Annotated in this window: 20 protein-coding genes; 4 read left to right on the plus strand and 16 right to left on the minus strand. The window is 67.6% G+C overall.

From position 1 onward, the window contains the following. Positions 1-146 precede the first annotated feature (146 nt). The gene (locus BHU15_RS06920) at positions 147-824 is read right to left on the minus strand and encodes a histidine phosphatase family protein (RefSeq protein ID WP_069626356.1); all 678 of its coding nucleotides are present in this window, start codon (positions 822-824) and stop codon (positions 147-149) included. Then, a complete protein-coding gene (gene hemL / locus BHU15_RS06925) occupies positions 821-2,143 on the minus strand; it encodes a glutamate-1-semialdehyde 2,1-aminomutase (protein ID WP_171908326.1) in 1,323 nt (440 codons plus the stop codon). The genes BHU15_RS06920 and hemL overlap by 4 nt, the downstream gene beginning before the upstream one ends. Positions 2,144-2,415: 272 nt before the next feature. Between hemL and BHU15_RS06930 the strand changes: the two genes are divergently transcribed. Next, positions 2,416-3,006 carry a hypothetical protein gene (locus BHU15_RS06930; protein ID WP_079127962.1) on the plus strand — a complete coding sequence of 197 codons (591 nt, stop codon included), beginning with the start codon at positions 2,416-2,418 and terminating at the stop codon, positions 3,004-3,006. Positions 3,007-3,141: 135 nt separating this feature from the next. Here BHU15_RS06930 and BHU15_RS06935 read toward each other — a convergent pair whose 3' ends face one another. The 9 genes from BHU15_RS06935 to BHU15_RS06975 all read right to left on the minus strand — a co-directional run bounded on the left by BHU15_RS06935 (position 3,142) and on the right by BHU15_RS06975 (position 12,456). Beyond that, positions 3,142-3,681, minus strand: a complete 540-nt coding sequence (locus BHU15_RS06935) for a hypothetical protein (RefSeq protein ID WP_069626357.1) — start codon at positions 3,679-3,681, stop codon at positions 3,142-3,144. Positions 3,682-3,769: 88 nt separating this feature from the next. Next, the gene (locus tag BHU15_RS06940) at positions 3,770-5,749 is read right to left on the minus strand and encodes a hypothetical protein (protein ID WP_171908327.1); all 1,980 of its coding nucleotides are present in this window, start codon (positions 5,747-5,749) and stop codon (positions 3,770-3,772) included. Beyond that, a complete protein-coding gene (locus tag BHU15_RS06945) occupies positions 5,746-6,909 on the minus strand; it encodes a 5'-methylthioadenosine/S-adenosylhomocysteine nucleosidase family protein (protein ID WP_069626358.1) in 1,164 nt (387 codons plus the stop codon). Before BHU15_RS06945 ends, BHU15_RS06940 begins: the two co-directional genes overlap by 4 nt. Beyond that, positions 6,866-7,654: an NUDIX hydrolase gene (locus BHU15_RS38090; RefSeq protein WP_107422799.1), complete on the minus strand. Its 789-nt coding sequence runs from the start codon at positions 7,652-7,654 to the stop codon at positions 6,866-6,868. Before BHU15_RS38090 ends, BHU15_RS06945 begins: the two co-directional genes overlap by 44 nt. Before the next feature lie 505 nt (positions 7,655-8,159). Further along, positions 8,160-8,732 (minus strand): hypothetical protein, encoded by a 573-nt coding sequence (locus tag BHU15_RS06955; RefSeq protein ID WP_069626359.1) that lies wholly within the window; start codon positions 8,730-8,732, stop codon positions 8,160-8,162. Beyond that, positions 8,719-9,015, minus strand: a complete 297-nt coding sequence (locus tag BHU15_RS06960) for a caspase family protein (RefSeq protein ID WP_069626360.1) — start codon at positions 9,013-9,015, stop codon at positions 8,719-8,721. Before BHU15_RS06960 ends, BHU15_RS06955 begins: the two co-directional genes overlap by 14 nt. 94 nt (positions 9,016-9,109) lie before the next feature. Then, positions 9,110-9,805 carry an ABC transporter ATP-binding protein gene (locus BHU15_RS06965; RefSeq protein WP_069626361.1) on the minus strand — a complete coding sequence of 232 codons (696 nt, stop codon included), beginning with the start codon at positions 9,803-9,805 and terminating at the stop codon, positions 9,110-9,112. Further along, positions 9,802-11,190, minus strand: a complete 1,389-nt coding sequence (locus BHU15_RS06970; RefSeq protein WP_069626362.1) for an ABC transporter permease — start codon at positions 11,188-11,190, stop codon at positions 9,802-9,804. Before BHU15_RS06970 ends, BHU15_RS06965 begins: the two co-directional genes overlap by 4 nt. 15 nt (positions 11,191-11,205) lie before the next feature. Next, positions 11,206-12,456 carry an ABC transporter permease gene (locus BHU15_RS06975; protein WP_069626363.1) on the minus strand — a complete coding sequence of 417 codons (1,251 nt, stop codon included), beginning with the start codon at positions 12,454-12,456 and terminating at the stop codon, positions 11,206-11,208. Positions 12,457-12,585: 129 nt separating this feature from the next. Between BHU15_RS06975 and BHU15_RS06980 the strand changes: the two genes are divergently transcribed. Both BHU15_RS06980 and BHU15_RS06985 read left to right on the plus strand, forming a co-directional pair. Further along, entirely contained in the window at positions 12,586-13,248 is a 663-nt protein-coding gene (locus tag BHU15_RS06980) for a response regulator transcription factor (RefSeq protein WP_069626383.1), read from the plus strand. Then, positions 13,239-14,543, plus strand: coding sequence for a sensor histidine kinase (locus BHU15_RS06985; RefSeq protein ID WP_255293044.1), 1,305 nt, complete (start codon positions 13,239-13,241; stop codon positions 14,541-14,543). The genes BHU15_RS06980 and BHU15_RS06985 overlap by 10 nt, the downstream gene beginning before the upstream one ends. 53 nt (positions 14,544-14,596) lie before the next feature. Here BHU15_RS06985 and BHU15_RS06990 read toward each other — a convergent pair whose 3' ends face one another. From BHU15_RS06990 to kdpF, 5 genes are all read right to left on the minus strand, one after another. Beyond that, positions 14,597-16,417 (minus strand): right-handed parallel beta-helix repeat-containing protein, encoded by a 1,821-nt coding sequence (locus tag BHU15_RS06990; RefSeq protein WP_069626364.1) that lies wholly within the window; start codon positions 16,415-16,417, stop codon positions 14,597-14,599. A gap of 209 nt (positions 16,418-16,626) precedes the next feature. Beyond that, entirely contained in the window at positions 16,627-17,292 is a 666-nt protein-coding gene (locus BHU15_RS06995; RefSeq protein WP_069626365.1) for a potassium-transporting ATPase subunit C, read from the minus strand. A 5-nt stretch (positions 17,293-17,297) separates the two neighbouring features. Beyond that, positions 17,298-19,442, minus strand: a complete 2,145-nt coding sequence (gene kdpB / locus BHU15_RS07000; RefSeq protein WP_069626366.1) for a potassium-transporting ATPase subunit KdpB — start codon at positions 19,440-19,442, stop codon at positions 17,298-17,300. Continuing rightward, positions 19,439-21,103 carry a potassium-transporting ATPase subunit KdpA gene (kdpA, locus tag BHU15_RS07005; RefSeq protein ID WP_069626367.1) on the minus strand — a complete coding sequence of 555 codons (1,665 nt, stop codon included), beginning with the start codon at positions 21,101-21,103 and terminating at the stop codon, positions 19,439-19,441. The genes kdpB and kdpA overlap by 4 nt, the downstream gene beginning before the upstream one ends. A gap of 7 nt (positions 21,104-21,110) precedes the next feature. After that, on the minus strand, positions 21,111-21,200 hold the full coding sequence (gene kdpF, locus BHU15_RS38095) for a K(+)-transporting ATPase subunit F (protein ID WP_023537980.1): 90 nt from the start codon (positions 21,198-21,200) through the stop codon (positions 21,111-21,113). A 270-nt stretch (positions 21,201-21,470) separates the two neighbouring features. Here kdpF and BHU15_RS07010 point away from each other — a divergent pair, with 270 nt between their 5' ends. Then, positions 21,471-22,013: a DUF1707 SHOCT-like domain-containing protein gene (locus BHU15_RS07010; RefSeq protein WP_069626368.1), complete on the plus strand. Its 543-nt coding sequence runs from the start codon at positions 21,471-21,473 to the stop codon at positions 22,011-22,013. The last annotated feature ends 4 nt before the right edge of the window (positions 22,014-22,017 follow it).

Consider the following 22,017-nt stretch of genomic DNA (forward strand, 5'->3'; position numbering starts at 1 on the left):
CCGCTCGCATGTGTAACGTCCGCCGGTCATGCGGACGACAACACGTTAGATGGCACAGGGAACTCACAGGTTCCAGGGAATGGGTAAAGCATTGCCCCGCAACGGCGGATGTGACATTTCCCGCCGAACAGTGGGCGATTGGCCGACTACGCTCCGAAGGCTTTCGAAGCGCCCTTCACCGGTTTGGCACCGGCGAGCAGATGCGCGGGTACGAGATCACGGGCCGGTTCCGTATAGGCGACGGAAACCAGTTTCTCGCCCTCGTATGTGAACGTCGTCAAAGACGCGAGCGTGCACTGCCTGCGCCGCGGGTCGTGCCAGAGCCTGCGGCGCTCGAAGTGGCTGCGCACGATCCAGATCGGCAGCTGGTGGCTGACGCACACCGCCTCGTGCCCGCGGGCCGCGTCGCGCGCGTCGGCCAGGGCCGCCTCCATGCGGGCGACCTGGTCGACGTACGCCTCGCCCCAGGAGGGCCGGAACGGGTTGGTGAGATAGCGCCAGTTGGCGGGCGAGCGCAGCGCGCCGTCGCCGACGCCGAAGGTCTTGCCCTCGAAGACGTTCGCCGCCTCGATGAGACGGTCGTCGGTGTGCAGGGTCAGAGCGTGGGACTTCGCGACGGGGATCGCGGTCTCCTGCGCGCGCTCCAGCGGGGAGGCGACGACGTGGGTGATGTCGTGGTCGGCCAGGTGCTCGGCGACGCGGTCGGCCATCTTCCGGCCGAGTTCGGAGAGGTGGTAGCCGTCGCGGCGCCCGTAGAGGACTCCGTCGGGGTTGTGCACTTCCCCGTGCCGTACGACGTGGACGACGGTGGTCTCGGCACTCATGCGCGCACACCCTCCCCGGTCGCTTCCGCCGCCGCGCGGGCGGCGGCCGGGAGGGCGGCGGCGACGCGCTCGATCGCGCGGTCGTCGTGGGCGGTGGAGACGAACCAGGACTCGAAGGCGGACGGCGGCAGATAGACGCCGTCGGCGAGCATGGAGTGGAAGAACGCGGTGAAGCGGAACGCTTCCTGCCGCTTGGCGTCCTCGTAGTCGCGCACCTCGTCGGAGGTGAAGAAGACGGAGAACATGTTGCCGGCCGTCTGCACCCGGTGCGCGACACCCTCCTTACCGAGGGCGTCGCCGACCAGCCCGCGGATCTCGGCCGACACGGCGTCGACCTTCGCGTACGCCGCGTCGTCGAGCAGCCGCAGCTGCGCGAGCCCGGCGGCGGTGGCGACGGGGTTACCGGAGAGCGTGCCGGCCTGGTAGACGGGTCCGGCGGGCGCGAGGTGCGCCATGACGTCGGCGCGACCGCCGAAGGCCGCGGCGGGGAAGCCGCCGCCCATGACCTTGCCGAAGGTCATCAGGTCGGGCGCGACGCCGTCGATGCCGTACCAGCCGGCCTTCGACGTACGGAATCCGGTCATCACCTCGTCGGAGATGTACAGCGCGCCGTTCGCCGCGCACAGCTCCTTGAGCCCGGCGTTGAACCCCTCACGCGGCGGCACGACGCCCATGTTGCCGGGCGACGCCTCGGTGATCACGCAGGCGATCTCGCCGGAGTGCGCGGCGAAGGCGTCCCGTACGGCCTGAAGGTCGTTGTACGGCAGTACGACGGTGTCCCCGGCCTGCGCGCCGGTCACCCCGGGCGTGTCGGGCAGCCCGAACGTGGCGACACCGGACCCGGCGGCGGCCAGCAGCGCGTCGACGTGCCCGTGGTAGCACCCGGCGAACTTCACGATCTTCGCGCGCCCGGTGAACCCGCGGGCCAGCCGGATCGCGGACATGGTGGCCTCGGTGCCTGACGACACGAGCCGCACCTGCTCGACGGGCGCGACGCGGCCGACGATCTCCTCGGCCAGCGCGACCTCGCCCTCACCGGGCGTCCCGAAGGACGTCCCGCGGGCGACGGCGGCCTGGACGGCCTCGATGACCTCGGGCCGCGAGTGCCCGAGGATCATGGGCCCCCAGGAACACACGAGGTCGACGTACTCGCGCCCGTCGGCGTCGGTGAGGTACGGACCGTCACCGGACACCATGAACCGGGGCGTACCGCCCACGGCGCGGAAGGCACGGACGGGAGAATTCACGCCGCCGGGCGTCACGACCGACGCACGGTCGAAAAGCGCCTGCGAAACGGGGGCTTCGTATGAATACGACACTTTGGTCCTGATCTGCGATTCGGGGTCGGGTGGCCGGGGACGAAGGATCTCGGCCACCGATGAGCGGGGCGCGCGGTCTCCTCGTATTACATAAGGGCGTCAACGCCCCCGCGTCTGCGAAACTGGGGCGTCATAGGGGAAGCTCACGCAATCCATGGTGTCAGAGCCTTCGAAGTATCCGCCGACAGGTGTTTCACCGGTCGTTCGTGGGGGAGGTCACTGTCACGATGATCGGGTTGCGCGGCCGGGGCTGCGAGTGGTCGGGTGGAGATATGCATCGCGGTGGCGGACTGGGCGAGGGGACCGATGACCTCGGGCCCGACCCTGCCCGGCGGGGGAAACACCGGCGCCGCGAGCGAGAGGCCCGCGCACAGCCTCCCCCCAGCCGAAACGACAGCCGGCCTCCGGGCGGCGGGAGCGGTCGCGTGGGGGTGACGTACAAGTACTTCGGTGCCCCGGACGGCGCGACGGCGGCCCGCGTCCCCATCTCGATGCGCCCGGAGGAACTGGGCGGCGACGAGCTGGGCATGGGCGGCATGTTCACCAAGATCAAGCCCGAGACGATAGCCGCGATGGTCCTCACGGGCATCCAGGGCATGCCCCTCAACAAGGTCCCGCCACTCGAACTGGTCGTGCTGCACCCGGACTACGCGGTGGTCAAACTCCCGATGACGGTGGTGGACCCGCTGCGCGGCATCGGCGAGGAATCGGTGGGAGCGGCGGCCTTCATCTGGTCGACGGTCCCGGACCGGGGCGGCCCGCGGGACGCGTTCAACGTGTACCAACTACTCCACGAGTGGCAGGACTTCAGCCACCGGCTGCACGAGGCGGGGCATCAGCCGTACTGCTTGGTGTGGCCGTGAGCCGCTGAGGTTCGGTGCTCTACGAGCAGCATTGCCGGACCCCGCCTTCTTCGTGCCGAAGGCGGGGTGTCAGGCGGCCAGGGGCCCAAGCGACGCCCGAAACCTCGACGCTCGCTCACCAGCGGCGGAGCAGCACTACCGCTCCGCATAACGCACGAACTGCCAGCCCAGTACGGCCAGGGCAAATGTCTGCGCGAGGGAGAAGATCGCGAGTAGAGGCTGGACGGCGGAAGAGCACCAGAATGCGGTCATACACACCATCGGCAAGGCCAAGTACGTGAACAGATCCACAGCGGTCTGTAGTCGCTTGCGTGTGGTACGGCCCGGATCGCCGCGGTGGTAGATCTCCCAACCGAACACGACGCCGTGGGCGCCGCTCAGCTCGGTCAGCCGTGGTCCCAGCCGGTCGCGGATGTAGCGGCCGACCGCCGTGATCTTCTGGTCGTTGACCAGGTAGGTCCAGCCCAGGACCAAGCAGATCGCGGGGACGGCGAGCAGTAGTTGAGCCTGCCTACTCTGGACGGTGATCGCCAGGACCGCGGTGGACGCGGCGAGCGTGAAGTAGATCAAGTTGTCACGGAATCCTATGCGGGTTCTCTGCTCCTCCTTGATTCGGTCGTACTCGGCCAGCAGCAGTCTGCTCTCGGTGACGTCTTCTGTGGCGGCCACGGCCATTCCTAAGCTCGGGTCCCAGCGGGGCTGATGAGTGGGCAGGCAGGGCTCCGGCACTCCGGGCCTTGCCTGCCCTGAAGGCGCGGAAGACTCAGTCGTCAGCCCGGAAGGACGGCAGATTGTTCGGATCGTTTCGTTCGATCCATCCCTTTCCGTCCGCCGCGATGCCTTCCAGGAGTCGGAAGGTGTGGATGAAACCAGCCGAATTCAGGTTGATTTCGGCAATCTCCTGGGCGTTCTCATCCGGCGCCAGTTGATGGGTGTCGGCGTCTTTGACACGAATGTTCCTGGCCGGCCCGTTGGTGAGGATGAGCTCCAAGTCATAGCCGACATGGGCGCGTTCCGTGACCTGTACAGAGGACAACGCGTCGAACCGGTAGTTGCTTCGCTGCTCGTCCCCACGTTTTGCATCGGTGAAATCGAACTCCGAGCTGATCTCACGAACGCCATCCTGTGTGACCAGGAAGAGACGGAAGCTGTAGCGCGAGTACCGCCAAGGACCGCCCTTCACACGCCCTCGCTTGTAGGGGCGTGCGGGCGTCATCAGGATGGTATGGGTGATCAGGTCGCGCCAAGTGAGCTGGTAGTGGCGGAGTGCTTCGTCGACGAACAGCGTCTTGTCGCAGGTGAGCCAGGTCTCCATTTCCAGCTCACTGGGTCGCGTGCTGTCCAGGAACGACTTCCAGTTCTGGTACGCGACCTGCCGCGCGGTCAGCTGCTCTTGATATTCCTGGGTTTCCTCGGCCAGTCGACGCTCTTCACCCCAGGCCTCCAGCCACGAGGACGCAGCCGCGTGTCCGGACCAGGCCGCACCGGCTACGGCCAGCATGGCCACCACCATCTGCCACGGGCCGACACCTGAAGCCACTGTTCCCTGCAGGGTCAGGGTCGTGATAGCGAGAGTGATGAGAGCGGCCACGCACAGCGCCTTCGCCACCGCCGACGTCTGGTTCTGGTCTCGGTGATCGAACAGCGTGCCTTTGTTTTGGCGGTCTCGGGCATCCTCAGCGAGATAGCGGATCAGCCAGTTGACCCGGTCCACACTGATTCGGCTCTCTCGGTAGAGAAGTGCGATCTCGGCGACGAGGGCGTTGCGGATCTGGACGGTATAACCGAACCATTCGTGCGGCGCGAATCCGTGGGGTACACGGGTACCGAAGTAGTGGTCGAATGAATGACGGACTCGGTTGGTGAACCCGTCCCCGGTAGAGGCGGGATCGCGCGTGTGCGGGATGTGGGACTCACGATTCTTGGCCTTCAGCCAATGTTCCTGGTACCACCATCCGCGGCCGAAGTAAGCCGCCGTCAGGCCGGCACCGAGCGCCACCAGTAACTCGATGACTGCCGCAGCCGGATCCGCGACCAGCGCCAAGGTCCAGAGGAATGCGGTGACGACGACGAACAGGCCGACTCGGAGCGGGAGGAATGCCCGGGCGGCAGCAGCGGTGCTCGGACGGGGTGCCAGGGCCCGGGGCCCGATGGGGTCGGGTTCGAAATAGGCCCAGACCCGTTGGACCCGGTCGTTGCCGAAGCGAACTGCCTCGGCCCGCTCGCGGTTCTCGGCCCACAGGCTGTCCTTCAGCCCTCCGGTGAGTACGAGGTCGAGGTGGTGGAGGATCGCGTCACGCTTGCTAGGTGACAGGGCAAGCAACCGCTCCAGTACACGTCCCGTTTCGCCGTCCGTGGTGCTGAGCATCGCCAGCAGTTCGAAAGCGACACGCAGAGCGTCTTTCCACTCTCCCTCGGCGTAGGTCCCTGTGAGCCCGGAGGCATGGTGCAGCCGCTGGAGTTCTTCGGTGCTGAGGTCGTGGTAGGCGCGTGCACTGAGCATGGAGAGCACCCAGTGGAATCGGACCTCTGCGCCGTCGTGTCCGTGGGCGATCGCATCACTGATCATGTCGCGAGCACGGCTGGGGACACCATCCTCCAGGTACCGCACACCGACCTTGTACTTTTCCTGAGGTGATGCATCCGCATGAATGTTGACGGTGGAGTTGTGTACGGTCTCGGCCTGGATTCCGACGGTGGAGTACGCGGCCGAATTGTGCGTGAAACCGCTGCCGTCGTTCATGACAAGTCACCCGCCGCAACAACCAGTGGTGCCAGCGTGGCCACCAGCTCGGGAAACTCTGCGACCAGACCGCGTAACCTCTTGAGTGCCATGGTCGCCGTCTTGGACGATTCCGGAGTGTTCTCCCTTGCCGCCCGGTGGGCAAAGCCCAGCTCGGCCAGTGCCTCTCGGTAGGTGTCGTCGTCGAGAACGCCCTTGGCGTGGTGACGCTTCAGGTGCTCACGGAAACCGTCCAATTCGGCGACCAGGTCCGCCGGACTGGTCACCTTCGGGTCCACGTTCATGTAGACACTGCTCCCCTTGACCGAGCCGGCCATGATGCCAACGGTGCTGTTATGGGCGGTGTTGCTGACGTGCTCTTCAGGTGTGTCGGCCGCATGGGCCCTGCCTGCCCGGGACATTGCGATCTGCTCCTGTTCTCCGACCAGTTCCACGGCCAGCCGTGTGGCGAATGCCGCCGCGTTCGCCGCGGCCCTTGGTTGCCAGTTACGGTCCTTCGCGCTGCTCTTCGTACCGTCCGCCCGGTCGCTGATTCCCCGGACGATGGCCACCGGCGCCCCGTTGAGGTGACCGGCCTGTGCCACGCCGGCGGCCTCCATCTCGATCGCGAGTGCGTCGTTGTAGTGCTGCCGGATCCACTGCGCCTCGGCCGAGATCTTCGAGTTCTGTACGACCTCGCCGGCGGCGATCGCGCCGAAGCGCACCTGCGGCGCGCGCCCATGACCGGGCATGTCGTCGGCCCAGTCGTTCATGCGAGCCAGATGCGAGCCGAGCTGGCTGATACCGTGCGCCGCCTCCCACACCCGGGGACGGGCCTTGAGCCCGTCGTCCTCACTGGTCCCGCCGTGGTAGGCGTACACATGGGTCGCCATCACCACGTCGCCCAGCCTGGCGCTCTCCCACAAGGCACCGGCGACACCGACGAACAACACGGCCACCGGCGAGAACTCCTGTATCGCGCGCTCAGCGATCACTGCGGCGGAATGGTTCCCCTTGTTCGTCAGACCGAGTGCGACACGACATGCGGTGCCCTGCACGGTTCCTACCTCGAACCGCGTCCCACGCTCATGACGATGCACCCGTGGAGCGGCCAGTTTCCGACGTACGGCCTGGTACTCAAGATTGAGGGCGGTGAGAATCACCACCAGGTCTTTCGACATCTATTCCCCTTCTTCTCTTGTGTCCTGTTCCGTGGGGGGGGGCCACCGGTCGGATCAGTGGTGGGTACAACACCGTCTTCGGCCCTGCCCGGTACAGCCGCGCGGGCCGCCCTCCCGTGGTTCTACGCCCCGAGCCGGCGGGGATGATGAATCCCTTTACGGCCTGGACTTTCCGGTAGAAATTACGGGTGTCGAGTTCGGTGCCCCAAACCGCCTCGTAAACCTGCTGCAATTCGGTAATGGTGAAGACGTCTCCACAGAACGCCGTGGCCAGAGAAGTGAATTCGAGTTTGGTACGAGCGCGCTCGATTCCGTCCGTCACGATCCGGCGGTGATCGAAGGCCAGTTCCACCTCACCGGACAGGGCGGCTTCCGCGGGAACCCACGCGGCATCCGTGGCATCCGTTCCCGCAACCGGTTCGGGGAGTCCCGGCGCGATCGCCAAGTGGGCCACAGAAACGACTCGTCCCCGTGGATCACGGCCGGCGTCCCCATAAACGGCCAACTGCTCAAGATGCACCCGTCCGGCAGCCAGCGCGGTTTCCTCACTCAACTCACGATGGGCGGCGTCCAGGATCTCCTCACCAGCGTGATTGAGGAATCCGCCGGGCAGAGCCGACATCCCCTGGAAAGGATCTTCGCCCCGCTCCACGAGCAGGACACACATTCGCCCCTCACGCAGCGTCAGGATCACAAGATCGACCGTCAGAAGCACGGGAGGGGGTGACCACACATCAACTTGCATGCTGTTTAAGGTACTTCAGATTCTGTCACTTCGACAAGAATGGCAGAGTGGTGGCCGCTGATGCTGCATCTCGAAGGCGCTCCGAGCGGTCGCGTGGAAGCGGTAGTCGGCCGCACATCCATGGCACGTGAGCCTGGGAAACGGCGCTGATCCGTGAGAACTACGGAGACGAGTTCACTCAGGTCAGTGCCCCTGCCGGTCCCAATCACCGCACGGGTGGGCGGGCTTCAGCCGTAGGTTGCACGAGGCGCGGGGGCATCAGGCGCATTGCCGGGTGTGGCCGTGAGTCGTAGCGGCATGGTGCGCCGAGGCATGCTCCCCTGAACGTCAGTCGCCCTCGACAGCATCTTGGCGCAGTGCATCGGCGACGGCCCGGCCGGTCTCACGAGCCGTGAGGTACGGGCGTACGTCGTGCGCACGAGCACCGTTGTGGACCCGAACATCTCGGACGCCGTCTCCGAACAACGGTGCCAACTCCTTGGCCAGAGCGACCACATCACCCACATCAGCGACGTTGGTCCAGCGCTCGACCGGGGTCGGGCGGCGGGCGAGAACCGTCGGTGGGCCTGGGCAACATGCGGTCGAAGACGAGGTTGCGGACGGCCAACGGGGAGCCCAGTGTCACCAGTGTCAGATCCGGGCAGTCGGGGAGGGCGTGCAGCGTCTCGTACGCGGCGACCGTCCCGAGCGAGTGGGCCACGGTCACCTGGGTCCGGGGAGTGACACACCGGGCGATCCGCTCCTGGACGGCCGTCCGGACGGAAGGCTCGGTGAAGTAGCGGCGTACCTGCCGGACGCTGGAGATCATCATGCGTTCGCTGAGCCCGGCGAAGAACGACGAGTGGCTGAGCGTGTTCAGGGCTAGCTGCACCAGAAGAGGCATACGCAGTCGGGCCTGGGCGGCCGGGCCCGGGACGCGCGTCTTGGCGTTGGCCGCGGATTCCCACCACTGGAGCAGCAGTTCACGCTCCAGACCGTCCTGTACGTCTGAGGCGTCCAACTCCGGTTCGCCGAGCCCGCGATGACCCTCCGGGCGGAAGAGGTCGCCCGAGGGCGTGGAGACGTTATCGCGCGCCACCAGCGGGCCGGTCGCGTTCGGCCACGGAGCCGTGTCCGGCGAAGTAGACGACCACCACGTCATCACTGGTCAGAGCGGTGTCCTCGGACCAGTGCGAGAGCTTCTGGCGGATCTGCTCGGCCCCGTCGTACTCGCCGAGCCCCGGCAGCACCAACTCGTACCCGAAGGAGGCGAAGAGGGCGGCGGTCGCGCGGACGTCCGAGGAGACGCAGGGCAGTTGTTCTTCCTCGGGCAGGTGGCGGTACCGACCGCTCCCGAGCGCTATGAAGTACCGCCGACTCACTCAACCGCCCCACTGCTCGGTGTCACCGAATCTGCGACGACTGTAGCGAGAAGACGGCGCCCGCGCGGGTCAACAACCCGGTGCCGTAAGCCGGTCAGCTCTTGGAGCTGACCTTGCCCTTGCGCAGCGTCAGGGTGCGGTCCGAGCCGGCCGCCAGGGTTTGGCTGTGGGTCACCACGATGACGCACTTGTTCTGGTCGTGGGCCAGGCGGCGGAAGATGTCGATGATGCCGTCCGCCGTGTCCTCGTCGAGGTTTCCCGTCGGCTCGTCGGCGAAGAGGATGTCGACGTCGCAGGCCAGTGCGCGGGCGATGGCGACGCGTTGCTGCTGGCCGCCGGAGAGTCTGAGTACGTTGCGGTGGGCCATGTCCGTGTCGAGGCCGACCTGGGCGAGGAGTTCCAGGGCGCGGGTCCTGCGGCGGCCGGTGGGGGGTTTGGTGCCGGTGATTTCCATGGCCGTGGTGACGTTGCGCAGCGCCGACATGTACGTGAGCAGGTTGTACTGCTGGAAGACCGTGGCCGCGTGCTTGTTGCGGTAGCGGCCCAGGCCGAGTCGGGTGAGGTCCTGGCCGTCGAAGCGGATCGTGCCCCCGGTGGGGGTGTCCAGGCCGCTCGCCAGGCTGAGGAGGGTGGTCTTGCCGCTGCCTGAGGGGCCCAGGATCGTGTAGAACGTGCCCCGTTCGAAGGACAGGTCGATCTGGCGGAGCACAGTCGTGCGGCGGCGCCGGCCCTGGTAGGTGTGGCTGAGCGCGGACAGTTGGAGTACGGGGGTCTCGGTCACGGCGGTCACTTGCCCTTCGTGAGGATGGTGCGGGGGTTGAGGCGCAGGGCGGAGGCGGCCGGAATCGCCGTGGCCAGCAGGCCGATGCCCAGGCCGATGCCGGCGACGGTCGCGAGGTCCGCCGGGTCCAGCCGTACGGTGATCTTGTCGATCGGGTCGGCGCCCTCGACCGGCTCGTCGTCCGGGTCGATGCCCTCCTGAACTCCCGTGGAGCCGGGGGGCGGTGGCTGCCAGGCGTTGATCTTCCGCTGGGCGGCGGCGGCCTCGTCGCGGAGCAGCGTGTCGCCCGCCAGCTGGGTGAGGCTCTGGGCGAAGAGGGAGCTGAGGCCGATGGCGAGGGCGGCGATCACGACCGTCTCCACGGCCTGTTGGGCGACGAGCTTCCACTTCTTCTCGCCCAGTGCCAGGAGGACACCGAACTCCGTACGGCGTTGCTTGACCGCGAGGGTCGCGAGCAGGCCCAAGACGAGGGCCCCGGCGCCGCCGACCAGCCACATCGCCGCGGTCGCGGACGAGGTGATGCTCTCCAGGGGGCCGGTCATCTGCTTGACGGCCTTGTCGTTCATGCCGAGTTTGAATCCCGTCAGCGCGTCGCCGGCCGCTTTACGGGCGTGGGCCTGGAACGCGTCGAGCGTGGCGGGGTCCTTGAGCTGGAAGGTGGCGCCCTGCAACTGCGTAGGGCCCTCCTGGCCACCGGAGTTGAGCCTGCCCAGCGCGTCGGCCGGGACGATCATCCGGTCGCCGGGGAACTGCATGTATTCGGGATCCGGTTCGTCGGAGGGGTCGCGGTAGATGCCCTTGAGGGTGAACTCGGCCTTCCTCGTACCCTTCGGATCGTTCTCGGCGAGCGTGATCCTGTCGCCGACCTTGAAGTTGTTCTTCTTCGCCAGGCGTTCCTCGACGAGGAGGCTGTCGCGGCCCTTGTCGGCGGCGGTGATCGGCTCGCCGGACAGCAACTTCCAGGAGCCGTCGTCGAATTCGGGCATGAGGGTGGAGTCGAGGACGCCGAGGGCCAGGGTGTAGTTGGGCGGCGCGTCGGGGAACAGCGGCTGGTCGCTGACGATCTCGGGGCCGCCGAGCAGTCTGGTGCCGTCGAAGGACTTGTAGTTGTACTTCTCCACCAGCTCGGACGCGCCGATCCTGTCCACGGCGTCCGAGCTGATCATCGGGGCCTGGAGGGAGGGCGACGCGCCCTGGTCGGCGTCGAGGTCCATCGCGAGGGTGACTTCGGCGCCGAGCTCGCGTTGGGCGGCGTCCGTGGCCTGGGCGGTGGCGGACTTGATGAGGACACCGCCGAGCACCATGGCGGAGATGACGAGGAAGGTGCCGAGCATGATCAGGGTCCTGCCCTTGCGGGACCAGAGGCTCAGGGCCGCGCGTTTGGTGAAGTTCATGGCGGTGGGTCTCTTCTACTCGGTGTGGGTGAGGATGGAGCGGGGGTGCAGGCGCAGGATCCCGACGCCGGGGACGACCGTGGCCACCAGCGAGATGCCGAGTCCGATCCCGGCGACCCTGCCGAGATCGGCCGCCTCCATCCGCATCTCCGGCAGGGACGCGGTGTGCTCCTCGCGGGCCAGCAGCGTCTCGCCCGCCTCCGCGGCGAAGGACTGGGCGCCCAGGGCCGCGAGCGCGAGCGCGGGCAGCAGGAGGGCGGTCACCTCGACGGTGTGCTGGGCGACGAGCTTCCACTTCTTCTCGCCGAGCGCCAGCAGCATCCCCAGCTCGTCGCGCCGCTCCTTGATCGTCAGCAGCACGATCAGCCCGAGGATCACCGCGCCGGACAGCGCGATCAGCCAGAGCAGGGAGCCCGCGAACGCGCCGACCCGCCGCAGCGGCAGCACCTGGTCCCGGAACGCCTTGTCGTTGACGTCGAACCGGAAGCCGTCGCCGCCCAGCACCCGGGCGGCCTCGGCGTGCAGGCGCTCGGCCCGCTCCGGGGAGCCGATCTTGAAGACGGCCGTAGTGGGCTTCGTACCGAAACCCAGCGCGGACACGGCCGGGGCGGGGGCGTACACCTGGTTGGCGACCAGCTCGCTGGGGGCCACCCACTGGGACGGGTCCGGGCGCGGGTCCTCGTAGAGGCCGATGATCTCGAACGTCTCCGTGCGCCGGCCGTCCGACGAGCGCAGCCCGACGGTGTCGCCGGCCTTCAACTCGTTCTTGTCGGCGAGGCGTTGCTCAAGGAGTACGACCCTGCGCCCGGCGTCCTTCTCGGTGAGTGCGCGTCCGGCGACGATCCGGCTGCGGCCCGAGGCGAAGTCGAGCAGCATCTCCGAATCCCGGATGCCGTTCAGCATCAGCCCGTCCTGGCCTTCGTCCTCCGTCGCGTCACCCTCCGTCGCGTCGTCCGGCTTCGGTACGTCGGAGGTCAGCGGCGTGAGGCCCGACGGCTTCGCCGCCCCGCGCAGCAGCGGGTTGTACCGCTCCACCAGCGGGGACGAGCCCAGCGCGGCGGCCGTGGCCAGGGTCAGTCTGTCGCCGCGTACGGTGACGTCGACCCCGATACGGCGCTGCGCCTCCGCCTCCTGTCTGCTCGTCGCGCCCTGGAGCAGGAACCCGCCGAGCAGCAGCGTGCAGATGACCAGGAAGATCCCCAGCAGGAGGGCGGTCTTGGCTCTTCTGGCCACCAGGCTGAGGGCCGCACGCTTGACGAAGTTCATGGCGAGAAGAACAGCAAGGCGGGCCGCGCAGCGGGATAAGCCCCGTTACCGCGGCATAAGAAGAGGCCGCGGGGACGGCCCGTGGGATGTTTATGCCGCTGCGAACCGGCGCGTGCTTTGCTGCGGTTCATGAGAGTTCTGGTAGCCGAGGACCACCGCATACTGGCGCGGACCGTCGCGACCGGGCTGCGCAGGCAGTCGATGGCGGTCGACCTCGCCGCGTCCGGCGACGAGGCCGAGCGGATGTGCCTGCTCACCGACTACGACGTCCTGATCCTCGACCGCGACCTGCCGGTGCTGAGCGGCGACGAGGTCTGCCGCAGGCTCCGCGAACTGGTCGACCCGCCGCGCATCCTGATGCTGACGGCGGCCGGCGGGATCGAGGACAGGGTCTACGGGCTGGAGCACCTGGGCGCCGACGACTATCTCGCCAAGCCCTTCGACTTCGCCGAACTCGTGGCGCGTGTACGGGCGTTGAGCCGCCGCGCGCCCAAGCCGCCGCCGCTCGTCATCCGGCACGGGGGCATCTGTCTGGACCGGGACCGGCGCGAGGTGCGGGTCGACGGCAGAGAGGTCGACCTGACGCCCAAGGAGTTCGCCGTACTCCAGAGGCTGATCGAGGCGGGCGGCGACGCGGTCCCCCACGGGGAGCTGGTGCGTTCCGTCTGGGACGAGCACCTGGACCCGCGCACCAGCGCGGTACGCGCCACCATCAGCCGGCTGCGCGGCAAACTCGGCGCCCCGGACGCCGTCGTCGCGGACACCGGTGAGGGGTACCGCCTGTGGCGCTGACCCGGGCTCTCGTGCCCGCCCTCGCGCACCCGGTAACGGCCCTGCGTGGACTGCCTTTCCGCGTCAGGCTGGCGGGCGCCTTCGCCGGTCTCTTCCTGCTGTCCGGGGTGGCGCTGCTGGCTTTCGTGGTGGTGCTGGCCCGCTACGGCACCACGCAGCAGGTGCGGGACAGCGAGATCACTCGCGGGGCCGGGGCCGGGACCGGGGCCGGGACCGGCGGGTGGACCGGCGTGGGCCCGTACGGTACGTCCAGCCCGGCCTCCCCCACCGACCCGACGGGCGGCCCGACCGGAGGCCCGGCCGGCGGCCCGACGGGCTCGGCGTTCCCCTCGCCGTACGCCGCCGGCGACAGCATCGCCGTCCGCCTGGTCGACCGGACCGTCAGCGCCGTCCAGGAAGCGGCGCTGGACCAGATGCTTCTCTGGTCCGGGATCGGTCTGCTCCTGATCGCCCTGCTCGCCGCCGTCATGGGCTGGTGGCTCGCCAGCCGCGCCCTGCGTCCGGTCGTCGCCGTGACGGACGCCGCCCGCCGGATCAGCGAGCAGAATCTGCACGAACGGCTCGCCCTCACCGGCCCCGACGACGAACTCCACCGGCTCGCCGACACCTTCGACACCATGCTCGACCGCCTGGAGAAGTCCTTCGAGAGCCAGCGCCGCTTCGTCGCCAACGCCTCGCACGAACTGCGCACCCCGCTGGCCGCTCAGCGCGCGAGCCTCGAAGTCGGACTGGCCGACCCGCTCCCCGCCGGTCTGGCCGACGTACGCGACGACCTCCTCACGGTCAATCGCGACGCGGAGAAGCTGGTCACCTCCCTGCTCCTGCTCGCCCGCAGCGACAGCGGCATGGTGACGACCGAACGGGTCGAACTGACAGAGGTGGCGGGGCAGTTGGTCGGCGGAACACAGCCGTTGGCGAGGGAGCGGGGCGTGTCCATCACGCTGAGCGCCGACCGGCCGCTGCCGGTGGAGGGCGACCCGGTGCTGCTACGGCACCTGTTGACGAACCTGCTGCACAACGCCGTCCAGTACAACCGGCCCGGCGGAGCCGTGTCGCTGAGCCTCGCCGACCGTACGCTGACGGTCACGAACACCGGCAAGCCCGTGCGGCCGGACCAGGTCGCCGATCTCTTCGAACCCTTCCGCCGCCTCGGCGAGGACCGTACCGGCGCCACCGGCCACGGACTCGGCCTCTCCATCGCCAGGTCCATCACCACGGCGCACGGCGGGCGCATCGCCGCCCGGCCGGGTGACGACGGAGGGCTCACCGTCTCCGTCACCTTCGGCGACGCCTGAACCGGACCTCGGACCGGTACAGGCGCCGCGCCTCGGGTACTCGGCTCAGGTGCTCAGCCGGTGATCTTGAAGGTGGCCGACGAGTCGTTCTGGATCGCGACCTGCCCCGGGAGCAGATTCTGCACCGTGTTCCCGGTGAAGGCCCCCGTGCCGGTGACTCCCGCCGGGATCCAGATCCCCTGCTTCGCCGGCCGGTCGATCGTGTTGTTCGTCAGGGTCACCTTGACGCGCGACTTGTCGATCTGGAGCCCCGCGCGGAGGGCTCCGCGCATGACGTTGTCGCTCATGGTGACGTTCGTGTACGCGTCGGGGAACTGTGAGGTGGCGGCCGGGGAGCCGATGTGGACCCCGTGCCGGGTGCCGTTCCAACCGCCGCCGCCGAGCAGGACGTTCCCGCTGACCGTGGCCGACTCCAGGGGGTGGCCCGAGTCACCGAACACGCTGATCTCCAGGGCGCTGTTCGAGGACACGCTGTTCACCAGGTTGTTCTTCACCTCGACGTTGCGCCCGCCGGCGATTCGGATGCCGTTGGCCCACCAGGGCGCGATCGCGGTGTTGTTCAGAATCTTCGCGCCGCTGACCTGGCCGTTGTTCCCGTTGGCACCGGCGTCCGCGTACGTGGCGTAGGAATCGTCACCGGTGTTGCGGGCGAAGTTGTTCCGGACGGTGATGTTGAGGCCGAGCTTGTCCGGATGCGGGGTGTTGCCGTTGTTGATGTTGTAGCCGTCGCCGTAGCTGTCCGCGGTCCGGCTGTTCTGGAGTACGCCGTTGCTCCCCGACAGCCAGTTGGCGTCGATGTGCCGCGTCCAGAGCCGGTCGACCAGCCAGCCTCCGGCGCCGCTGGCGTTGATTCCGTAGTCCGAACCGCCGGTGCCACCGATGCCCCGCCAGATCGCGTTCGCGTCGATCTGGAGATCCGTCAGCGTGGTGCCCGAGCCCACCAGGATCTGCGAACGCCAGGAGTTGGCCGGCAGCGGAACCTTGCGATAGATGGTGGAATGCCACATACCGGCGCCCTGCACCTTCACACCGGTGAAGTCCAGCGGCTTGGACACCAGGCTGTTGGTCAGATACTTGCCCGGCGGGATCCACACCGACTTCTTCTCGGCCCGGGCGGTATTCACCGTGTTCTGGATGGCGACCGTCGAATCCTTCACAAACTTCGGGTCAGCGCCGTTGCTCACGACGGAGATCGAGTTCGCGGGCTGAGTCAGCGCGGGAGCGACATTCTCCAGATCCACGGAATCGATGTCGTAAACGGCCGCCGTGTTGCCGGCGTCCTTCTGGAGTTTGATGGTGCTGCCGGCGGCGATGGGGGCGCCGGTGACCCAGACGGGGAATTCGTTGTAGAAGCGGTAGGCCTGTCCGCCGGCGTTGGGATCGTCGGGGTTGGTGGTCGCGCCGCGGTAGTTCCAGGCCTGGCGGGAGTCGAGCGTGATGGCCTGGCGGAAGACGTTGTTCACGTACAGATTGAGCGTGGCGGTGATGCCGCCACCGCCCGGCGCGTCGGGAATCGAGGCGCGGACGACCAGCGTGTTGGCGTTCTTGCCGGTGCTGTTCGGGAGCGTCACCGAGTCGCCGTTGCTCTTCAGCTCGACCAGCGCGTAGCCCGACGCCTCGGTCTCCAGGGTGGCCTTGGTCGGCGCGGTCGCGCCGGGGCTGATGGATCGTACGGTGGCACCGCCGCCGCGCTGCCCGGCCTCGGCTTCGAGCGTGACGAAGGGTGTGGTGGCACCGGCGGCGGCTGCGACGGCGTTCGCGTCCGCGCGTGCGGCGACGGCCTCGGCGCGAATCTCTTCTTGGGGAGGGACGGACAGCGCGCAGACGGCGAGCAGCGCGCTGCCACAGAGGACGGAGAAGCCTCTTCGGAACACAGGTCACCCCTTGGCGAATTCATGGCAAGTACCGCCATGGTCCGACGGCGACCCGCGATTGCGCAATAGGCGTGCCAACTCCGGGAAATTCTCTGTCAATTAAATTAATTTCCACGAGTCCGATTCGGTGAGGTTTTTCCATTACCCAATTCGCGGCATGGAGACCATTCCGGACGCCCGGCTTCACCGCGCGGACCCGCTACATACCCTCAAGCTCCTTCGAGTGCCTTGAGGGCGATGTTGAGTTCGAGGACGTTGACGCGTGGTTCGCCGATGAAGCCGAGGATGCGGTTGTCGGTGTGCTGGTCGACGAGGTTCTGGACCTTCGCGACGGGGAGGTTGTTGAGTTTGGCGATGCGGTGGGTCTGGATGTGGGCGTACTGGGGGGAGATGGCGGGGTCGAGGCCGGAGCCGGAGGAGGTGACGGCGTCGGGGGGTACGTCGGAGGGTTTGACGTGGTAGCCGTCGACGGAGTTGTCCTTGATGACGGCGGCCTTGGCGTCCTTGACCCATTGGATCAGTTCCTCGTTGTCGCCTGCCCTGTTGGTGGCGCCGGAGAGGAGGAGTTTGTACTGGGTGTTGACGGTGTTGGTGCCGAGTCCGTTGGAGGGGCGGGGCTGGAACCACTTGAGGTCGGGCTCGGGGGTCTCCTGCCCCTTCTTCAGGGGGAGGTCGTAGCGCTGGCCGATGAGGGAGGAGCCCACGCTCTTGCCGTGGGAGGTGATCTCGGAGCCGTTGGCCTGGTGAGGGAAGAGGGCCTGTCCGATGCCCATGACGGTGAGGGGATAGAGCACGCCGCAGACGAGGGTCAGGACGAGGAGGGTGCGCAGTGCGGCGCCGAGGAGGCGGGTGGTGCCGCGGAGGGTGGTGTTCATGGGGTTCAGCCGATCCCGGGGATGAGGGAGATGAGGAGGTCGATGGCTTTGATGCCGGCGAAGGGGGCGATGAGGCCGCCGAGGCCGTAGACGCCGAGGTTGCGGCGGAGCATCCGGTCGGCGCTCATGGGCCGGTAGCGCACTCCGCGCAGGGCGAGGGGCACGAGGGCGATGATGATCAGGGCGTTGAAGACGACGGCGGACAGGATCGCGGACTCGGGTGAGGACAGGCGCATGATGTTGAGCGTGTCCAGGCCCGGATAGACGACGGCGAACATGGCGGGGATGATCGCGAAGTACTTCGCGACGTCGTTGGCGATGGAGAACGTCGTCAGCGCACCGCGGGTGATGAGGAGTTGCTTCCCGATCTCGACGATCTCGATGAGTTTCGTCGGGTTGGAGTCCAGGTCGACCATGTTCCCGGCCTCTTTCGCGGCCGAGGTGCCGGTGTTCATCGCCACACCCACATCGGCCTGGGCCAGCGCGGGGGCGTCGTTGGTGCCGTCGCCGGTCATCGCGACGAGTTTCCCGCCCGCCTGCTCCCGCCGGATCAACGCCATCTTGTCCTCGGGGGTGGCCTCGGCGAGGAAGTCGTCGACCCCGGCCTCCTGCGCGATGGCACGCGCCGTCAGCGGGTTGTCACCCGTGATCATCACCGTCTTGATGCCCATCCGGCGCAGTTCCCCGAACCGCTCCCGCATCCCCTCCTTCACCACATCCTTCAGATGGATCACACCCAGAACCCGCGCCCCGCGCTCATCCTCCACAGCGACCAGCAGGGGAGTGCCGCCTGCCTGAGAGATCTCACTGGCGGTCGTGTCGGCGTCGGCGGCCACCTGACCACCGCGTTCGGTGACCCAGTTGCTGACCGAACCGGTCGCGCCCTTACGGATCTTGCGCGCGTCCACATCCACACCCGACATCCGGGTCTGCGCCGTGAAGACGATCCACTCGGCGTGCGCCAGCTCGCCCTGGTGGCGCTCCCGCAGGCCGTACTTCTCCTTGGCGAGTACGACGATGGACCGGCCCTCTGGTGTCTCGTCGGCGAGCGACGAAAGCTGCGCGGCATCCGCCAGTTCGGCCTCCATGACCCCCTTCACCGGTACGAACTCGGCCGCCTGCCGGTTGCCGAGGGTGATGGTGCCGGTCTTGTCCAGCAGCAGCGTCGACACGTCTCCCGCCGCCTCCACCGCACGCCCCGACATCGCGAGAACGTTGCGCTGGACGAGGCGGTCCATGCCCGCGATGCCGATCGCGGACAGGAGCGCGCCGATGGTGGTGGGGATCAGACACACCAGGAGCGCGGTCAGGACGATCATGGACTGCTGGGCGCCGGCGTAGATCGCGAACGGCTGGAGAGTGACGACGGCCAGCAGGAACACGATCGTGAGCGACGCGAGAAGAATGTTCAGCGCGATCTCGTTGGGGGTCTTCTGCCGCGCCGCGCCCTCGACCAGCGCGATCATGCGGTCGATGAACGTCTCACCCGGCTTCGTCGTGATCTTGACGACGATCCGGTCCGACAGCACCTTCGTCCCGCCGGTCACCGCGCTGCGATCCCCGCCCGACTCCCGGATCACCGGGGCCGATTCACCGGTGATCGCCGACTCGTCCACCGAGGCGACACCCTCAACCACATCACCGTCACCCGGGATGACATCCCCCGCCTCGCACACCACAAGGTCACCGATACGCAGCGCCGTTCCCGCCACCCGCTCCTCCGCGGACCCGGTCAGGCGCCGTGCGACCGAGTCGGTCTTCGCCTTGCGCAGGGTGTCGGCCTGGGCCTTGCCGCGACCCTCGGCCACCGCTTCCGCGAGGTTCGCGAAGATGGTCGTCAGCCACAGCCATCCGGCGATCGCCCACCCGAACCACTCACCCGGCTTCGTGATCGCCAGCACCGTGGTGAACACCGACCCGATCTCGACCACGAACATCACCGGCGACTTCACCATCACCCGCGGATCAAGCTTCCTGATCGCATCGGGAAGTGACTTGACCAGCTGCTTCGGGTCGAACAGACCGCCCCCGACACGCCCGTCGGGCTGGTGGCGGGTGGGCACATCGCTGTGCGGGGCCAGGGTCGGGGTCTCGGGGGACTTCGAGCCGCTGGACTTGGCGGCCTTGTCGAGGTTGGTGGGTCTGGTCATGACGCGAGTCCTTCGGCGAGCGGTCCCAGCGCGAGTGCGGGGAAGTAGGTCAGACCGGCGACGATCATGATCGTGCCGACGAGGAGCCCGCTGAACAGCGGCTTGTCCGTACGCAACGTGCCCGCGGTCGCCGGTACCGGCTTCTGCTCGGCGAGCGACCCGGCCAGTGCCAGCACGAACACCATCGGCAGGAAACGCCCCAGCAGCATCGCGACACCGATCGAGGTGTTGAACCACTGCGTGTCCGCGTTCAGCCCGGCGAACGCCGAACCGTTGTTGTTCGCACCCGACGTATACGCGTACAGAATCTCCGAGAAACCATGCGCCCCACTGTTCGTCAGCGAATTGACGGGAGTGGGCAAAGCCATTGCGACGGCGGTGAAGCACAACACCAGAGCGGGGGTGATGAGGATGTAGCACGCGGCGAACTTGATCTGCCGGGTGCCGATCTTCTTCCCCAGATATTCGGGGGTCCGGCCGACCATCAGCCCCGCCAGGAACACCGCGATCACCGCCATGACGAGAATCCCGTACAGCCCCGACCCGACCCCGCCGGGCGCGATCTCGCCCAACTGCATACCCAGCATTGCGATTCCGCCGCCGAAACCCGTGTACGACGACAGGAACGAGTTCACCGCACCCGTCGACGTCAACGTCGTCGCCACCGAGAAAATGGAGGAGGCGCCGATCCCGAAACGGGTCTCCTTGCCCTCCAGCGCACCGCCGGCGATGTCGTACGCCGGCGCCCCGTGGTGGAATTCGGTCCACATCATCAGGCCGGTGAACACCACCCAGATCACGGTCATCGTCGCCAGGATCGCGTACCCCTGCCGCACACTTCCCACCATCCGCCCGAACGTCCGCGTCAACGACAGCGGAATCAGCAGGATCAGGAAGATCTCCAGCAGGTTCGACAGCCCGTTGGGGTTCTCGAAGGGGTGCGCGGAGTTGGCGTTGAAGTAACCGCCGCCGTTGGTCCCCAGCTCCTTGATGGCCTCCTGCGACGCCACCGCCCCGCCGTTCCACTGCTGCGAGCCGCCCATGAACCGGCCCACCTCATGGATCCCGGCGAAGTTCTGAATCGCTCCGCACGCCACCAGCAGCACCGCCCCGACCAGGGCGATCGGCAGCAGAATCCGCACCGTGCCGCGCACCAGGTCGGCCCAGAAGTTGCCCAGTTCACCGGTACGCGTACGGGCGAAGCCCCGCACGAGGGCCACCGCGACCGCCATGCCCACCGCGGCCGACAGGAAGTTCTGCACCGCCAGACCACCGGTCTGCACGACATGGCCCATGGCCTGCTCGCCGTAGTACGACTGCCAGTTGGTGTTCGACACGAACGACGCCGCGGTGTTGAACGCCTGGTCCGGATCGATCGACGCGAAACCCAGCGAGCCCGGCAGGCTGCCCTGGACCCGTTGCAGCAGGTAAAGGAAGAGAACACTCACCAGCGAGAAGCCCAGAACACCGCGCAGATAGGCGGGCCAGCGCATCTCGGTGGCGGGATTGGCACCCACAGCACGGTAGATCCACTTCTCCACACGCAAATGCTTCGGAGAGGAATACACACCGGCCATGTAATCGCCGAGAGGGCGGTATGCCAGAGCCAGCGCCACCATCAGCGCGAGGAACTGCAGCACACCGGCAAGGACGGGGCTCATCAGGGCTTCAGAACCTCTCCGGGAACACAAGGGCGAGGACCAGATAGCCCAGCAGAGCGACAGCGACAACAAGACCGACAACATTCTCCACGGTCACAGCTTCGCCACCCCCCTGGCAACAAAAGCCACCAACGCGAACAACGCGATCGTGACCACGACGAAGACCACATCGGCCACCGCGCACTCCTGAAAGAGATCCGAAAAACAACGACCCCTAGAGGAAAACCTGTGTTCGGGCGAATGTGCGTCTCGCTGACGCTTCCCTTACGCGCGCGGGTGCCGCCTTGACGCTTTCCATACAGCCGCCGTCACCGGCGGGGTTGTCAGGGCCCGTCGGGGACGGCGCCGTCGCCCTTAGAGTGAGGCCGTGACCCCTCTGCCCGAGAACCCGCAGCGACAGATCAGCGAAGACGACCGCGACACGGTCGTGCGGCGCCTCCAGGAGGCGTACGCCGAAGGGCACCTCTCCCACGAGGAGATGGACGCACGCCTGCACACCGCGCTCGTCGCCAGGACACACGGCGAACTCGCCCCGCTACTGGCCTCGCTCCCTGCGGAGAAGGAGCCCACCACGTCCACGATCGCCGCGCAGGGCGGCCGGATCAAGCGGCACGGCGCATGGCGGGTGCCCCGGAATCTGAAGGTCGAGTCCGCGTTCGGCAAGGTGAGTCTGGACCTGTCCCGGGCGGTCATCGAGGACTCGGTGGTCGACATCGAGCTGCAACTCGGCACCGGCCGGGCCAAGATCACCGTGCCGCGCGACGCGGTCGTCGACTTCGACGGTCTCCAGACGGGGTGGAAGGACACGCATTACAAGCCCCCGCGGCGCTCCCGCCCCGGCGGCCCGACGATCCGGATCTCCGGGACCATGGGCTTCGGCCGGCTGAAGATCCGCCACGCGGGCCGCTGAGGCG

The organism is Streptomyces niveus (assembly GCF_001723055.1).
GTDB classification, from domain to species: Bacteria; Actinomycetota; Actinomycetes; order Streptomycetales; family Streptomycetaceae; genus Streptomyces; species Streptomyces niveus.

What these genes read in the sequence shown, in the direction of transcription:
- BHU15_RS06930 (WP_079127962.1), top strand. Translation starts at nt 2,416, where the DNA reads ATGCATCGCGGTGGCGGACTGGGCGAGGGGACCGATGACCTCGGGCCC.
- BHU15_RS06995 (WP_069626365.1), bottom strand. Translation starts at nt 17,292, where the DNA reads ATGAACACCACCCTCCGCGGCACCACCCGCCTCCTCGGCGCCGCACTG.
- BHU15_RS06975 (WP_069626363.1), bottom strand. Translation starts at nt 12,456, where the DNA reads ATGAACTTCGTCAAGCGTGCGGCCCTCAGCCTGGTGGCCAGAAGAGCC.
- kdpA (WP_069626367.1), bottom strand. Translation starts at nt 21,103, where the DNA reads ATGAGCCCCGTCCTTGCCGGTGTGCTGCAGTTCCTCGCGCTGATGGTG.
- BHU15_RS06970 (WP_069626362.1), bottom strand. Translation starts at nt 11,190, where the DNA reads ATGAACTTCACCAAACGCGCGGCCCTGAGCCTCTGGTCCCGCAAGGGC.
- kdpB (WP_069626366.1), bottom strand. Translation starts at nt 19,442, where the DNA reads ATGACCAGACCCACCAACCTCGACAAGGCCGCCAAGTCCAGCGGCTCG.
- BHU15_RS06940 (WP_171908327.1), bottom strand. Translation starts at nt 5,749, where the DNA reads ATGAACGACGGCAGCGGTTTCACGCACAATTCGGCCGCGTACTCCACC.
- BHU15_RS06980 (WP_069626383.1), top strand. Translation starts at nt 12,586, where the DNA reads ATGAGAGTTCTGGTAGCCGAGGACCACCGCATACTGGCGCGGACCGTC.
- BHU15_RS38090 (WP_107422799.1), bottom strand. Translation starts at nt 7,654, where the DNA reads ATGCAAGTTGATGTGTGGTCACCCCCTCCCGTGCTTCTGACGGTCGAT.
- BHU15_RS06945 (WP_069626358.1), bottom strand. Translation starts at nt 6,909, where the DNA reads ATGTCGAAAGACCTGGTGGTGATTCTCACCGCCCTCAATCTTGAGTAC.
- BHU15_RS06920 (WP_069626356.1), bottom strand. Translation starts at nt 824, where the DNA reads ATGAGTGCCGAGACCACCGTCGTCCACGTCGTACGGCACGGGGAAGTG.
- BHU15_RS06935 (WP_069626357.1), bottom strand. Translation starts at nt 3,681, where the DNA reads ATGGCCGTGGCCGCCACAGAAGACGTCACCGAGAGCAGACTGCTGCTG.